Annotated in this window: 16 protein-coding genes; 9 read left to right on the plus strand and 7 right to left on the minus strand. The window is 68.8% G+C overall.

Annotation, left to right across the window (positions count from 1 at the left end; all coding sequences use genetic code 11):
- Window positions 1–105 precede the first annotated feature (105 nt).
- The 6 genes from QUE44_RS01790 to QUE44_RS01815 all read left to right on the plus strand — a co-directional run bounded on the left by QUE44_RS01790 (window position 106) and on the right by QUE44_RS01815 (window position 4,571).
- Window positions 106–483: a hypothetical protein gene (locus QUE44_RS01790; protein ID WP_286215555.1), complete on the plus strand. Its 378-nt coding sequence runs from the start codon at window positions 106–108 to the stop codon at window positions 481–483.
- On the plus strand, window positions 453–581 hold the full coding sequence (locus QUE44_RS01795; protein WP_286215556.1) for a hypothetical protein: 129 nt from the start codon (window positions 453–455) through the stop codon (window positions 579–581). The genes QUE44_RS01790 and QUE44_RS01795 overlap by 31 nt, the downstream gene beginning before the upstream one ends.
- A gap of 41 nt (window positions 582–622) precedes the next feature.
- Window positions 623–1,276, plus strand: coding sequence for an NADPH-dependent F420 reductase (locus tag QUE44_RS01800; protein WP_286215557.1), 654 nt, complete (start codon window positions 623–625; stop codon window positions 1,274–1,276).
- Window positions 1,277–1,540: 264 nt separating this feature from the next.
- Window positions 1,541–3,304 (plus strand): family 43 glycosylhydrolase, encoded by a 1,764-nt coding sequence (locus tag QUE44_RS01805; RefSeq protein WP_286215558.1) that lies wholly within the window; start codon window positions 1,541–1,543, stop codon window positions 3,302–3,304.
- The gene (locus tag QUE44_RS01810) at window positions 3,301–4,443 is read left to right on the plus strand and encodes a glycoside hydrolase family 43 protein (protein ID WP_286215560.1); all 1,143 of its coding nucleotides are present in this window, start codon (window positions 3,301–3,303) and stop codon (window positions 4,441–4,443) included. The genes QUE44_RS01805 and QUE44_RS01810 overlap by 4 nt, the downstream gene beginning before the upstream one ends.
- Window positions 4,407–4,571 (plus strand): hypothetical protein, encoded by a 165-nt coding sequence (locus QUE44_RS01815; RefSeq protein ID WP_286215561.1) that lies wholly within the window; start codon window positions 4,407–4,409, stop codon window positions 4,569–4,571. The genes QUE44_RS01810 and QUE44_RS01815 overlap by 37 nt, the downstream gene beginning before the upstream one ends.
- Before the next feature lies 1 nt (window position 4,572).
- Here QUE44_RS01815 and QUE44_RS01820 read toward each other — a convergent pair whose 3' ends face one another.
- From QUE44_RS01820 to QUE44_RS01830, 3 genes are all read right to left on the minus strand, one after another.
- A complete protein-coding gene (locus tag QUE44_RS01820) occupies window positions 4,573–4,887 on the minus strand; it encodes a TFIIB-type zinc ribbon-containing protein (protein WP_286215562.1) in 315 nt (104 codons plus the stop codon).
- A gap of 135 nt (window positions 4,888–5,022) precedes the next feature.
- A protein-coding gene (locus tag QUE44_RS01825) for an IS3 family transposase (protein ID WP_433997177.1) occupies window positions 5,023–6,203 on the minus strand; the annotation gives its coding sequence in 2 pieces (ribosomal slippage) (window positions 5,023–5,939 and window positions 5,939–6,203; 1,182 coding nt in all).
- A 174-nt stretch (window positions 6,204–6,377) separates the two neighbouring features.
- Window positions 6,378–6,653 (minus strand): hypothetical protein, encoded by a 276-nt coding sequence (locus tag QUE44_RS01830; protein WP_286215563.1) that lies wholly within the window; start codon window positions 6,651–6,653, stop codon window positions 6,378–6,380.
- An 816-nt stretch (window positions 6,654–7,469) separates the two neighbouring features.
- Here QUE44_RS01830 and QUE44_RS01835 point away from each other — a divergent pair.
- Window positions 7,470–8,771 (plus strand): ISL3 family transposase, encoded by a 1,302-nt coding sequence (locus tag QUE44_RS01835; RefSeq protein WP_286215565.1) that lies wholly within the window; start codon window positions 7,470–7,472, stop codon window positions 8,769–8,771.
- On the opposite strand, the gene QUE44_RS01840 is transcribed toward QUE44_RS01835, so the two are convergent.
- Window positions 8,760–8,984 (minus strand): hypothetical protein, encoded by a 225-nt coding sequence (locus QUE44_RS01840; RefSeq protein ID WP_286215567.1) that lies wholly within the window; start codon window positions 8,982–8,984, stop codon window positions 8,760–8,762. The genes QUE44_RS01835 and QUE44_RS01840 overlap by 12 nt on opposite strands.
- A gap of 739 nt (window positions 8,985–9,723) precedes the next feature.
- Here QUE44_RS01840 and QUE44_RS01845 point away from each other — a divergent pair.
- Window positions 9,724–10,005 (plus strand): hypothetical protein, encoded by a 282-nt coding sequence (locus tag QUE44_RS01845; RefSeq protein WP_286215568.1) that lies wholly within the window; start codon window positions 9,724–9,726, stop codon window positions 10,003–10,005.
- Window positions 10,006–10,168: 163 nt separating this feature from the next.
- A complete protein-coding gene (locus QUE44_RS01850; RefSeq protein WP_286215570.1) occupies window positions 10,169–10,984 on the plus strand; it encodes a nucleotide-binding protein in 816 nt (271 codons plus the stop codon).
- 447 nt (window positions 10,985–11,431) lie between these two features.
- Here the strand turns inward: QUE44_RS01850 and QUE44_RS13875 are convergent, their stop codons facing one another.
- The 3 genes from QUE44_RS13875 to QUE44_RS01860 are packed head-to-tail and all read right to left on the minus strand — an operon-like array spanning window position 11,432 to window position 12,671.
- Entirely contained in the window at window positions 11,432–11,698 is a 267-nt protein-coding gene (locus tag QUE44_RS13875) for a pirin-like C-terminal cupin domain-containing protein (RefSeq protein ID WP_350226915.1), read from the minus strand.
- Window positions 11,659–12,384, minus strand: coding sequence for a pirin family protein (locus tag QUE44_RS01855; protein ID WP_350226868.1), 726 nt, complete (start codon window positions 12,382–12,384; stop codon window positions 11,659–11,661). The genes QUE44_RS13875 and QUE44_RS01855 overlap by 40 nt, the downstream gene beginning before the upstream one ends.
- Window positions 12,381–12,671 (minus strand): GNAT family N-acetyltransferase, encoded by a 291-nt coding sequence (locus QUE44_RS01860; protein WP_286215571.1) that lies wholly within the window; start codon window positions 12,669–12,671, stop codon window positions 12,381–12,383. The genes QUE44_RS01855 and QUE44_RS01860 overlap by 4 nt, the downstream gene beginning before the upstream one ends.
- Between the last annotated feature and the right edge of the window lie 63 nt (window positions 12,672–12,734).

Raw genomic sequence — 12,734 nt, forward strand, 5'->3', positions numbered from 1 at the left:
ACGGTGAGTGTGAGAACTTCCATCCTGGGGGACCTCGACCCCTACCCCCAACCACCCACCCCCGGGACAGCGCTACAGCCTCATTTGCGAAGAGCCGCTTATCCGATGGCCGCGTCGATGGCGGTCGCGATGGAGTCGGGTATCGCGATCGAGGCGACCTTCGTCGACACGTGCCTGCCGGCAGTCGACGTGAGCCGCCGCGTGGTGCTCGCCCACGGAATCGACCCCGACGCGCACCGGTTCACGGTCGCCCGCGCCGGTGACGCGCCCGTGCCGGCTCAGTCCCAACACCTCGTGGAGGCGCTCGGCCTGCTCGAGGGGCTCTCGTGCGACGCGGCCGCGCGTGCCATCGCCGAGGCCTTCGCCATGGTGCGCCCGGGCGGCTCGCTCGTGTTGTCCGTGATGCTCGCGGGTCGCCCCCGCGAGATCCCGAGCTCACCGTCGCGTGGCCCATGGGACCGATGCGCACGCTCGGCGAGCTAGCCGCGCTGCTGGCCTCCGCTGGAGTCGACATCGCCGATGCACTGGTGCACATCCCCCAGGACGGCGTCTATGCCGTCGTCGAGGTTGCCCGGCTGTAGCGAGGGCCTCGCTGCGCCCGCGGGCGGGTAGGGTGCGGCGCATGAGCGATGCGGCGGTGCCTGCGACGGTCGGGATCCTCGGGGTGGGGCGCGTGGGGACGGTGCTGGCGCGCCTGTGCCGCGACGCGGGACTCGAGGTTCGGGCCGCGGGATCCGCCGACGACCCGGCCCCGGTGTGCGCGTGCGACGTGGTGATCCTTGCGATTCCGCTCGGTCGCTACCGCAGCCTGCCGCGCGAGCTCCTGCGGGGCCGGCTCGTGGTCGATGCCATGAACTACTGGTGGGAGCTCGACGGCGCCAGGCCCGATCTCGACGACCCCACGACCTCGACCTCCGAGACCGTCGCCGCCTTCTTGGAGGGCGCGCGCGTGGTCAAGGCGCTCGGCCACGCGAGCGTGTGGGAGCTCGAGAACCTTGCGCGGCCGGCCGGTGATCCCGAGCGCCGGGGGATCGCGATCGCGGGCGACGGCGCCGAGGATGGCGCGGGCGACGTCGCGACGGTGGCCGCGCTGGTCGATGCGATGGGCTTCGATCCCGTGATCGCCGGGCCCCTCGCGGCCGGGGTCGCGTTCGAGCCGCCCACGGAGATCTTCGGCTCCGACGCGACCGCCGACGAGTTGCGCGAGATGCTGGCCCGCTTTCCGCGGTCTCAGCGTGGACGCGTGGTCGCCAGGGCGCGCGGGGGGCTGCGGTAGGCGGGTAGGCGCCACGCGCGCGAATTACGCGCGTCCTGCGGCCTTTGCGCCCGCTAGGTAATCGATGTAAATTGCGGGGCGGAACCCATCGACTCGAGGGAGAGCGAACGTGACCGAGCCCACCGTGCCCGGGAAGGAACCGGCACCCGCGCGGGGACCGGCGCGCCGCGTCCGCGCGTACCACCGCACCCCCACCTCGGAGGCCGAGGCCAACAACGCGGACATCGCGCTCAGCATGCACCTCGCGATCGAGGGACCCGGCGGGTGGGCGCCGCTCTTCGACGACTACGGCATCTTCTTCGCGCGCGTCGCCGAGACCCTGGCCCGGCCGGCACCACCGAGGAGATCCTGCGTTCGCTCGTCGATCCGCACCTGTTCCACCTGGAAGGTGGCGAGTTCGGCGTGGTGGCGACGCGCGTGGCGCGCGGCGGCGGCCCCGACGGCACCGAACAGTCGAGCGTCCTCATCGCAACCTCGCCCGACCTGCTCACCTACACCGAGATCGGCCTGCTCGATCTGGGCGTGACGGACGGCGTGCATCGTCCCGCCGCGGCCTTCGACGCCCAGGCCGGCGTCTACCGCCTGTCGTGGAGCGACGATGCCGGGTGCGCCCGTCGCGCCACGGTTGCCGATCTCGCGGACGCCGCCACGGTGGGCGCGGTCGAGGACGGCGGCGTTGACGGTCTTGAGCATGGCGCGCCGCTTGCGGTCCCGGAGGAGGTCGCGCGCGGCCTCGAGGTGAGGTTCGGGAGGATCGTCAACACGGACGCGCGCCCGCTGCCCGAGGTGCACGTCCCGCGGGGCGGGATGCTCGGTGTCGATAGCCTGCCCGGACGCCTCGAGCTCGACTACAGCGACGGCTCCACGGGGTCATTGGCGATCGAGTGGGACCTCGCCGCACAGGCCGCGATCGACACCGCCGTGCCCGGCGAGCACCGCGTGCAGGGCCGCGTCCGCCAGGCCGTCTACCCGACGCCGTTCGCCGACGAGCGGGCCGATCCGAGCGTCTACCGCTTCGACTTCAACGGCGAGCAGAAGTTCCTCATGATCGCCACCAAGGACCTTCACCTTGACCCCGTGAACAACTCGGGCGAGCCGGTGGGGATGCCCCTCCGCATGGCGGACCGCATCGAGGACCTGTCCGACGAGGCCCTTGAGGCCGGCCGCGTCACCGAGGTCGACCTGCTGGTCCACGGCTCGCCCGATGCGGACGGCAACTCGATGACCGGCTGCTTCTGGGCGCCCGAGATCCACCTCATCGACGGCACGCTGTCGATCCTCTTCATGCCCAGCTACGGCACCCCGACCGACATGTGGTCGGGACGCGCGAGCATCGTCCAATTGCGCAAGGACGCCGCGGGGCGTCATCTTGACCCGACCGTGCCCGCGCATTGGACGCCGGCGCGGCACGTGGTGCGCGCGGACGGCGCCGCGCTCAACCCGATCCAGGGCATCTCTCTCGACATGACCTACGTCGAGGACTCCGGCCAGCACTATTACGCCTGGCAGATGCTCGGCAGCGTGTTCATCGCGCGGATGGATCCCGCGGACCCGACGCGGCTCACGAGCGATCCGGTGCGCATCATCGCCCCCGAGTACGCGTGGGACAACCTCATCGCCGAGGGGCCCAACGTGCTCGCGAGGGACGGCCGGCTCTACCTGCTGTACTCGGGCTCGACGGTGGGCGACACCTACACGACGGGGCTCGCGACCGCCCCGGCGGGAGAGGGCGCCGACCTCACCGACCCCGCGACGTGGACGCGGTTGGGCCATCCGATCCAGAAATCGGGGCCCTTCAACGGCGAGATGCAGCTGGGCACCGGCCACGGCATGTGGTCCGAGGACGAGGACGGCAATCTCCTCTACGTCTTCCACGCGCGCACGGATCGTAAGGGCCTCACGGGGCGCGACATGTTCGTGCGCCGGGTCCACTTCGCGACCGACGGCATGCCGGTGCTCGACATGGAGACCGAGGAGGAGTTGCTGCCTGAGCTGCGCGACGTCTCGGTGACGGTGCGCGTGCGATGACCGGCTCGGCCGCCGGGGGAGAGCCCTACGGCTACCTGATGGTCCACTTCCTTGAGGATCCGGACGGCTACGCCGAGAGGATCTACCTGGACCTCTCCGACGGCAACGACCCCGAGCGCTGGATCCCCCTCAACGGCGGCGAGCCGGTCCTCGCGTCCCACCTGGGCACCACGGGCGTGCGCGACCCGCACCTCGCCTTCAACCCCGAGACCGGGACGTACTTCATCCTGGGCACGGACCTCCGGGTGTTCGGCGGGGACGATGCCGGGTGGGAGGCGTGGTCGCACGGCTACTCGACGCGGATGAACGTGTGGGAGTCGCGCGATCTCATCACGTGGTCGCCGCAACGCCAGCTCGACGTGGCGCTCGATGCGACCGGCGAGCCCGCGCCGGGTGTTCCCGACATGGGCATGATGTGGGCAGCCGAAGCCACCTTCGTGCCCGACTTCCACGGCGAGGGCGAGGGCGCGTTCGTCGTGTACTGGACGTCGACCGTGGGCGACCACCAGGTCATCCTGTGGGGCTCCACCACGGACTTCACGCAGGCGACGTGGCGGTTCGGCGGCGTGATGCTCGACCATGGCGAGGACACGATCGACGCCACGGTCCTGCGGCACGGCGGCCGCACCTACCGCGTCACGAAGTCGAATGGCGCGAGCGCGCGCGGCCTCTTCATGGAGGTCACCGACGCGACGCGCTGGTGGGAGTCGGACACCTCATGGACCCAGGTCCAGACGCGCATCGGCGAGGAGTACGCCGCCGGCCACGGCGTCGAGGTTCCCACGATGTTCCGCGCCCACGACCAAGATCGCTGGTACCTCTACGTGGACGTGATCCCGAGCATCGGCTACCGGCCGTTGGTCGCGACGGATCTGGACGGCGCGCCGCCGTGGGCGGCGCTGGAGAGCTCACGGTTCTCCTTGCGCGCCGCGACCAAACATGGGGGAGTGCTGGGTCTCACCAGGGCGCTGCACGAGTCCCTGAGGGCGGCCGATGCCGCAGCCGCCGTGGTCGCCGACGTGGGCGAGGTCGCGGCGTTGCCCGAGCGCGTCGAGGCGCGACTGCACGGCGGGGGACGGCGTTCTTCCCGGTGGAGTGGGGTGTGCCGGACGCCGCGGGTGTGGTCGAGGGGGTGCTGACGGGGAGCATCGGCGCGAACCTCAACGCCTGGGTCGGGGCCGCGGGCTCGACGGCGTGGGACGCGGCGGACAAGGTGGCGTTCAGCGCGACCGCGATCCGGGTGCGTGCCCGGATCGCGGCGGGCTGATTCATCCGAAGTCGAACAGGTCTCCCAGGAAGGACTCTTTGCGCTTGGGCTTGCTTCCGTAGCGGGGGTCGTAGCCGCGCTGGTCGTAGCCCTTGCGGTCGTCGTACGAGCGCTGGTCGTAGCCGCGTTGGTCATATCCGCGCTGTGTCTCGCGGGCGGGGGCCGGCGCGGGTGCGGACTCGGCGGCGGAGCGGTCGATGATCTTGTCGAGCTCGCCGCGGTCGAGCCACACGCCCCTGCACTCGGGGCAGTAGTCGATCTCGACTCCCTGGCGGTCGGACATGACGAGCGTCGCGTTGTCGACGGGGCACTTCATCGTGGGGACTCCTTGTGTCGGGGCCTGGAGCGGCCATGCGGCGGCCGCTCTCGCGATGCCAACGCGCTGGCGGGCGCGACTGTTCCCGCCGTCGGGGTGAAGTTGACCCCGTTTCCCGGACAGGTAGTTGGTTGGTCATGCGGCCAGCGCGAGCTGGCGGCGTTCGTACTCTAGCGGGCTGAGGTAGCCCAGGGCGCTGTGGCGTCGGCGGGCGTTGTACCAGCCGTCGATCCAGGTGTAGGAGCCTCGCCGGGCATCCTCGATGGTCGCGAAGACGTGCCGGTGGTAGTACTCGTTTTTGAACACCGACCAGAACGACTCGGCCGGGGCGTTATCCCAACACACGCCGGTGCGGCCCATCGATCGCAGCAGTCCGAGTTCCTTGGCGGCAGCGGCGATCTGTGCGCTGGTGTATTGGACGCCGCGGTCGGCGTGGAAGACGACCTTGCCGGCCAGGTCGCCGCGCAGGGCCACGGCCTGGCGCAGCGCGGCCTCGACCACGTCGGTGTGCAGCGAGTCGGCGACGGCCCGACCCAGGACCCTGCGGGTGTGTCCATCGCGCACGACGCACAGGTACGCCCAGCCCTCACCGGTGCGCAGATACGTGATGTCGGACAGCCACACGCAGTCACGTGCGCCGGTGTCGAAAGCGCGCTCGACAAGGTCAGGCACGGGGAACGGGTCGGCACCACGCACCGTGGTCGGCGGATGCCACGTGCGCGGGCTGATCCCTGCGATACCAGCGTCTTTCATCAACGACGCGACCTTCTTGCGTGACACCGCCACACCCTCGTCGCGCAGGTCCGCCCGGATGCGCGGGGCCCCATAGGTGCCAGCCGACGCATCGTGGAACGCGCGGATCTGAGCCGTGAGATCGGCATCGCGTTGCTCGCGCGCGGAGGGCCCTGCGGCCTGCCTGGCCCGCCACTCGTAGTAGCGGCGACGGTCCACGCCAAGCAGGTCGCACATGCGGGTGACCGGGTAGTTGGCCTTCTCCGCCTCGATCAGCGCGAACCGTTCCTCCGGTCGTGCTTCGAGGCGAAGAAGGCCGCCGCTTTTCCCAAGAACTCGTTATCCATCCGCAGCTCGGCAACCTCGCGCCTGAGCCGATCGAGCTCGGCCCGCTCGTCGACATCCAACGGCCGCTCACCCCCGCCCGACCGTGCCCGCTCGGCCGCGACCCAGCGCCCCAACAAGGCCTCACCCACGCCGATCTCACGCGCCACCGCGACGATCGTGCGCCCGGTATCGATCACCAGCCGCGCAGCCTCACGCCGATACTCCGGCGTATACGTCTTCCTCTTCTTCGTGCCCATCACGGACATCCTCCCCGACAGGCACTCGCTCACGCGAAACCCGTCTGGTCAGTGTCCGGAATCCGGGGTCAACCCCAGGGTGTCCGGGTGGGGTTGTAGCTGGCCGGGACGATGCGCGGGGTGTCCGTTGAGAGCGCTGCGGGCCTTACGGGACGCGTGCCCGCGCGAGTCACCTCAGATTGACAACACCGACTCGCGAAAGAGAGTCGCGTCGCTGTAGACCTTGTGAGCGACGTGGAGCACATTTCCGTCGAACTTCCAGTAGGCGCCTTCGACAGGAAGCACGACCATGTAGGTAAGCGTCGGCAAGTGCAGCGCTGTGTCCTCGGCCGCTAGCCAGATCGGGTTGCGCGCGAGCGGAGGGGCAAGCGATTGGATCGCGCGTTTGGCGGATGGCGACCAAGATCGCCAGACAATGACTGCTCCGGCCTCCGCGATCAGCGAGAGCACTTGCTCCGTGACGTCAGGCGAGGACTAGGCGGTAGGTGTGCGACTGAGCGTCTCCCACGCCTGTCGGGCGGCCGACTCAGCGTGTGGTGAGGGGTTCCTGTCGAGCGACCCGAAATCTGGCGGCGGCGCGCATGGCGGCGCAGCCGCGGCGATCGGGAGCCGCCATGCGTCCCGCAGGAACAGCACGCCCCAGAGATGTGACGGCGCGGCAACTCGGATCTCGGGGCGCGCTGTTGCACTCATGGGACTACCCCTCTCGTCGAGTAGTAGATGTAATCGCCATCACCGGGGACCTTCGATGCGCAGACCGCCCCGTTGGCTAGGACAGCACTTCCCGGCGCGAGTACTGCGTCTTAGCGTCGCTGGAATGCCAGTCCAGTCCAGGATGCCTTCCACCCGGTGCGGAAGCGAAGGCCGCCACTCCAGTTGTGGGCACAGCTCCCCATGGTGGCCCGCTACGGCGAGAAGACGGCGCTGGGTGTATCGGCCCAGCCTGCGGTGGCTCTGCGCTCCACTTCGCCGATATCGCACAGATGGCGCCACGACAACGGGAGTAACTCGTGAATGGACCCGCATGGTGGGCCTGCGCCCGTCAGCCACTCTCTCGGCCTGGTAGGGGAGCACCGTCGAGGAAAGCCTCGTATGCGACGAGGGCATCGTCGTCGATCTCGGTCGTCCGTGGCCCGTACCGTGTATCGCTTTGGTGGCTCTTCGCAAATGAGGCTGTAGCGCTGTCCCGGGGGTGGGTGGTTGGGGGTAGGGGTCGAGGTCCCCCAGGATGGAAGTTCTCACACTCACCGTCTGGAAGACCTCGACTTGTCTCACGCTACCTTCGCCGCGCCCGATCTCACGACCTTCTGCAACCTCGACGCCCTTGGCCTGATCGTCACCGGGCAGCGGATCGACGGCGACCGGGCGGTGCTCGAGTGCCGCGTTGCCGACCCGGATGACCTGTGCCACGAGTGCGGGAACCGGGGCGTGTCGCGAGGCACGCAAGATCGCCAGCTCGCGCATGAGCCGTTCGGGTGTCGGCCCACGACGCTGCTGGTGCGCGTGCGCAGGTTCCGATGCGATCCATGCGGACGGTTCTGGCTCGACGACCTCCGCGCGGCTGCAGAGCCGCGCGCGAAGGTCTCTCGCGGCGGCCTGACCTGGGCGCTCAGGGCGCTCGTCGTGGACCACCTGAGCATCTCCCGGATCGCGGCGGGGCTCGGCGTCGCATGGCACACCGCGAACGACGCGGTCCTGACCGAAGGGCACCGCCAACTCATCAACGACCCCACCCGCTTCCACGGCGTCGCGGTCATCGGGGTCGACGAGCACGTGTGGCGACACACCCGCTACGGCGGCAACTACGTGACCGTCATCATCGACCTCACCCCGGTACGCGACGGCGTCGGCCCCGCCCGGCTGCTCGACATGATCCCCGGGCGGTCGAAGGCCACGTTCCAGACGTGGCTGGCCGAACGCCCCCGATGCTGGCGCGAGCGGATCGAGTCGATCGCCATGGACGGCTTCAGCGGGTTCAAGACCGCCGCAGCCGAAGAGCTCCCGACCGCGACCGCCGTCATGGACCCGTTCCACGTCGTGCGTCTCGCCGGCGACGCCCTCGACCAGTGCCGCCGGCGACTGCAGCAAGCCATCCACGGCCACCGGGGACGGACCGGCGACCCGCTGTACATGTCGCGGCGGATCCTGCACACCGGGCTGGAGTACCTCACCGACCGCCAGCGGGCCCGACTCGACGCGCTCTTCGTGGAAGACGCACATGCTGAGGTCGAGGTCACCTGGGCCGCCTACCAGCGCATCATCACCGCTTACCGCCACCCCGACCGCGCGACCGCGAAGCGCGACTTCGCAAGCCTCATCGAGTCCCTGCGCACCGGCGTGCCAGCCGCCCTGGTCGAACTGCGACGCCTCGGGCGAACCCTGAGCCATCGCGCCGCCGACGTCCTCGCGTACTTCGACCGGCCAGGGACCTCGAACGGGCCCACGGAGGCGATCAACGGCCGACTCGAGCACCTCCGCGGATCCGCCCTGGGGTTCCGAAACCTCACCCACTACATCACGAGATCGCTACTCGAGACCGGAGGCTTCAGGCCACTCCTACAGCCCTAAATGCGAAGAGCCGCTTTGGTCCCGCTTCGGGCCCGAAAGCCAGAACCGCTCGTCGGTGTCGACGTCAAAGAAGTTGGCATCGAACATTCCCGGCCAACGTCGCAACTCACGGCCGCGATACTTGGCGGTCCTGAATGAGCGGTTGAAGTCGACCCAGCCAATCCAGGATGGTCCACGATCGATGTCAAAGCCGGTCTTCAGCTGAATGAACATGAGGCGCCTGGGCATGGAGCCAATGGTGGCGCATGTGGAGTTCCGGCAGCCGAGGACGCGCTCTCAACGCGCGGGCAGAACTTCGCACGGACCAGCCGGCTGCCGAGGGAAACACCTCGTCGTCCCACCGCCCGCAGGCGGTCGGGGCCTTTCACTACTGCGCCGCGGACCTCACTCGCATCGTGGGCATTTTCCGGCCAGCGCGCAAGCGTCGTGGCCCAATCGGGCCCAAGGTGCGACGCACAGACCAGCGCTCAAGCATCAGCGTCTCGAGCCACGCCATTCCACTCGCCGACCCGAGCCAAGGGGCCCAGTAGTCGGTGTCGCCGTACGCAAGCCAGTTTGGGGTATGCAGTTCGAGATAGACAGCGTCGCCTTCGAAGTAGAGCTCAAGCGTCGATGCCGTTCCTGAGGCCGTGCATTTCAGTGACGGCATGAATGGTGCGCCCATCGCTGGCCCGACTGCCGTTTCGAACCTCACATCGTGGCCAGCGCGCCTGATGCGCTCCTCAATGCGCTGCCTCCAGACGGCAAGGCTCTCGGCTTCACGTCCCTCCACGTGCATGAGCATAGGAGTGAGGAGTCTCTGATGGCAGCGAGCCGGTCGACTTGAGCCATGGCCGTGCGAAGGCGCCCAATGGAATGAGTCGATGCGCCCCCAACGGGCGAAGCAGTACGCCTAGGTGCCTATATGCACGCGCTCATGACTTGGGAGCGCTCCAGCGTCTAGGTGGGGTTCATGAGCGCGGTCGTTGAACAACAGAGGTCGAAGCGCAGGCACCTGTTCGCTGCCCTAGTCGCGGTCCCGACGATTGTGCTCATGGCGGTCGCGGTGTCTTGGTACTGGTCTGTGGGTTGGCATCGTGCGAGTTCGGTCTGCACCACGGACGCTGCGGTGCCGGCGGGTGTGTCCGGCGGCTCGATGGATCAGGCCTGGTCGTGGGTGCCCCTCGGATTCGCGTGCACGTGGCCTGCCGGCGACGGCGACGACTCGTTCACGATCGTCAAGGCGTGGTGGTAGCACGTCAGTTCGGCTCTAGTGCCAGATGTCAAGAGGTCGGCACGCTTGGACCTACCGCCACGCCCAAGGGAGCAGCTCGTGAGTGCATCCTGAGGAAACGGAGAGATCACATCCGCGCGCCTTGACAACACACGGCGTCGGTTGGCCGCGATAGAGTCACGACGTGGCCCAACAAATCAAACTGAGTAGATCGTTTGTCAAGACGCGATTAGAGCGCGCCACCCTCGAAGCAATTCTGACCGAAGCCCGTGCCACTCTCGGCGCGGCTGGTGAGGATCCGGACAGCCAGCTGCTCAAGGTGCAGCGCGGCGCCGACCAATGGACGCTTCCAGACGAACGGCAATTCCTGGCCGAGATTGGCAACGGATACTCGTCATATCACGCCTGGATCAAGTGGGGTTCCAAGGGTTCACTCGATCTCTTCTACGCAAGCGACTTCACGATAGAGATAATGGCTCCCGAGCGTACCGCTGTCGAGTCGGTCGCCCAGATGATCGCGCAGAAGCTTGGCGAGGGTGTCGTCGAGTGGGCGCCTGAGGTCCCTCTACGCGTTTTCATTGGCCACGGTCGATCAGGCGCTTGGAATGAACTGAAGCAGCACCTAATCGATATCCACCACATCGAAGTCGAAGCCTACGAAGTCGCTGCGCGGGGCGGATACACGATCCGCGAGGTGCTGGATTCGATGCTTCGTAGTTCCACGTTGGCGTTCCTCGTGATGACCGCCGAGGACGCACAGGCGGATGACACCATGCGCGCTCGCCAGAACGTGGTCCACGAGGTGGGGCTGTTCCAGGGGCGCCTTGGATTCAGCCGTGCCGTAATCCTCAAGGAGGCTGGAGTCGAGTTGTTCTCCAATGTGGATGGAGTTCAGTACATCGAGTTCTCCGCGGGAAACATCCGGGAGTGCTTCGGTGACGTCCTCGGAGTCATCAACCGAGAGTTTCCTGCCCTCCGACGCTCGCGCCCCTTGACTTGAAGTGGCAACGTTACTCGGGGGGCAACCTAGCCACCTACGGTACTGTCACGCCTGCCCACGGTGCTCGCGCCAGACTCGGGCGTGGATTCGATACCGGAGGCCTCGGCGGTGGAGCGTGCCTGGTCCACCCGCTCCGACGCGCGGGCTTGACCCGCGCAGGTGCGGGGGCACCTTAGTCAGCACCTCACGAGGTAGCGGGCTGACGGCGCGCGTGGAGCCGCGATGCTGAGGGTCTCGGGTGGATGCCAGGCCACTGAAGCCGTACGGGCGAGGCGTTGACGCTGTCGGTGGCGTGCGCGGCACCTTGGCGCGGCGCGAGAGCCACAGTGGCTCCGACTCTGGTGGGTAAGTGGACGGGGCGCTCCCGACAATGGAGTGCCTCTGTGCACGCGTAGTCGCGTTCAGCGGCAAGTGGCCGCGCGCGACGTCGACCTCACGCGGGCCCGTTCAGGCTGTCCGCATGCGCGGCGTGAGCCGCACCTCCGGCATGGGCGGCGCGGGGATGCGAGTGTCGTGGCCAGGGACCTCCGCGAACCTCCCGGTGCGCCCGTTCCAGTCGTGCCACGCGGCCACGATCTCGTCGTGGGTGCGGCCCACGAAGTTCCACCACATCACCAGCGCGTCAGGAAACGGCTCGCCCCCGAGCAGCGCCACGGTGGCGCCCGCCGCGGAGCTCAGCGTGATCTCGGTGCGGTCCGTGCCCAGGTAGAGGATGCCGTCCGGGGAGGGGCGCCGAGGGTCCCAGTGGTATCGGCCACCGTTCCGTCCGCCACCTCGATGTCACCCGAAACGGCCACCACGCCGTGCTCCCACTCGGGATTCAGCGGCACCCGGACGGTCGAGCCCGCCGGAATCGCGATCTCGGCACCTACGATCGGCGTGTACGTCGTCGCGGGCGACTCCACGCCCGCCAGCACGCCCATGATGACGGTGGCCACGGCATCGTCCCCGCGCAGCGCGCGCAACCCCACCGTCGGCAGAGACGCGTGTGTCTCGAAGCCCGGCGCGCTGTGGCGCGCCTCCTCGGGGAGCGCGACCCAAAGCTGGAGCGCGTCGAGCGGCGCCGGGTCCTCGCCCAGGGAGTACTCGGAGTGCGCGATCCCGTGGCCGCTCGTCATGAGGTTGAGTGCGCCGCGGCGCAGCACCACGTCCGAGCCGAGCCCGTCGCGGTGGCGCACCTCTCCCACGAGCGGCCACGTCACCGTCTGCAGCCCGATGTGCGGGTGCGGCTCAACGCGCATCACGGCCTCCTGCGGGCCGAACCTGTCGAGGAAGCACCACGCCCCGATGGTCGGCAGTCCGCGCTGCGGGAGCGACCGGCGCACCTTCATGGCGCGCAGGCCGCCCAGCGGCACCTCGCGCGCCTCGAGCGTGAGCGCCATCGGGCCGGGGCGGGTCATGACTCGGGCCACTCCACGCGTGCCCCGGGGACGTCGTGGCGGCGCAGGTAGCGCGCCATGAAGGGGCACAGGGGGACGATGCCCTCGCCGCGGGCGGCGGCATCCTCCAGGGCGCCCTTCGCGAGCGTGGTGCCGAGGCCCTGGCCCTCGAAGGCGCCGTCGATCTCGGTGTGGGTGAAGACGGCCCGACCCTCGCGCAGGCGGAACTCCGCGAAGCCGGCGAGCGCGCCGTCGACCGTGATCTCGTAGCGCGACCGCTCGTCGCTGCGGGTGACCTCGACGGTCATCAGGCCCTCCTGGGATCGAATGGGTCGTCATCGGCGCTGCGGAGCGAGCCGCCCGTCGCCAAC

The organism is Demequina sediminis, from assembly GCF_030296675.1.
In the GTDB taxonomy this organism is placed as follows: Bacteria; Actinomycetota; Actinomycetes; order Actinomycetales; family Demequinaceae; genus Demequina; species Demequina sediminis.

Bases quoted from the DNA above. Each gene is read 5' to 3' on its own strand.
- QUE44_RS01790 (WP_286215555.1), top strand. From the start codon at position 106: ATGGCCGCGTCGATGGCGGTCGCGATGGAGTCGGGTATCGCGATCGAG.
- QUE44_RS01795 (WP_286215556.1), top strand. From the start codon at position 453: ATGGGACCGATGCGCACGCTCGGCGAGCTAGCCGCGCTGCTGGCCTCC.
- QUE44_RS01800 (WP_286215557.1), top strand. From the start codon at position 623: ATGAGCGATGCGGCGGTGCCTGCGACGGTCGGGATCCTCGGGGTGGGG.
- QUE44_RS01810 (WP_286215560.1), top strand. From the start codon at position 3,301: ATGACCGGCTCGGCCGCCGGGGGAGAGCCCTACGGCTACCTGATGGTC.
- QUE44_RS01820 (WP_286215562.1), bottom strand. From the start codon at position 4,887: ATGAAGTGCCCCGTCGACAACGCGACGCTCGTCATGTCCGACCGCCAG.
- QUE44_RS01840 (WP_286215567.1), bottom strand. From the start codon at position 8,984: ATGTTCATTCAGCTGAAGACCGGCTTTGACATCGATCGTGGACCATCC.
- QUE44_RS01845 (WP_286215568.1), top strand. From the start codon at position 9,724: ATGAGCGCGGTCGTTGAACAACAGAGGTCGAAGCGCAGGCACCTGTTC.
- QUE44_RS01855 (WP_350226868.1), bottom strand. From the start codon at position 12,384: ATGACCCGCCCCGGCCCGATGGCGCTCACGCTCGAGGCGCGCGAGGTG.
- QUE44_RS01860 (WP_286215571.1), bottom strand. From the start codon at position 12,671: ATGACCGTCGAGGTCACCCGCAGCGACGAGCGGTCGCGCTACGAGATC.